The organism is Polaromonas sp. P1_E11, from assembly GCF_056405995.1.
In genome coordinates this window covers 1-745 of record NZ_JBFUBA010000017.1, presented here as the reverse complement: position 1 = coordinate 745, position 745 = coordinate 1, and the positions used below count along the sequence as shown (strand labels likewise).

2 protein-coding genes are annotated in these 745 nt (G+C 68.3%); both read left to right on the top strand.

Features of this window, described 5'->3' with window-relative positions; all coding sequences use genetic code 11:
- On the top strand, nucleotides 1–595 hold a 595-nt coding region (locus tag AC1D11_RS22200; RefSeq protein WP_477651500.1), incomplete at its 5' end, for a sensor histidine kinase.
- Nucleotides 579–745, top strand: a 167-nt coding sequence (locus tag AC1D11_RS22195) for a hydantoinase/oxoprolinase N-terminal domain-containing protein (RefSeq protein ID WP_477651501.1), incomplete at its 3' end; no start/stop codon positions are given. The genes AC1D11_RS22200 and AC1D11_RS22195, both read left to right, overlap by 17 nt.

Here is a 745-nt window from a genome sequence, read left to right as displayed (position 1 = left end):
GCGCGCCGCCGACCGCGAGCTGATGATCGGCGAAATGGCGCACCGCATGAAAAACGCCTTCGCGCGCATCGGCGCGCTCGCGCGCATCACCTTGCGCGAATCGGAAAGCCTCGAGGATTTCGAGGCCCGCTTCGACGGCCGCATGCGCGCGCTGTCCGACGCCAAGCAGATGCTCGTCACCGGCGCGGTCGGCAGCGTCGAGCTCGACCGCATCGTCCACCGCGAACTCGAACTGGCCGGGGTGCCGGACCAACAGCTCGCGGCCATTTCGGGGCCCCACGTCCGCCTGGACGACGAGGGTGCGCAGGCGCTGTCGCTGGCGATCCACGAATTCGTCACCAACAGCATCAAATATGGCGCGCTCGCGGGCCAGGGCCAACTTGCGGTCGGCTGGCGCCGCGACGGGGGCGAGATCGAACTCGACTGGACCGAAAGCGATCTCCCCGAAACCCCGCACATCGACACCGAAAGCTTCGGCACCCAGTTCATCCGCACCCTGATCGAGCGGCAGTTGAAGGGCAGCTGGAGCCGCACCGCGGTTGACAACAGCCTCTCCATCGTCATTCGCTGGCCGGACGATGGCACCCCCGACTGACTGGCATATCTGGATCGACCGCGGCGGCACCTTCACCGATGTCGTCGCGCGAAGCCCGGGCGGCGCGGTCGTCACGACCAAATATCTCAGCGAAGATCCCGCGCGCCCCGGCGACGCCGCGGTCGGCGCGATCCGCGACCTCACCGGCGC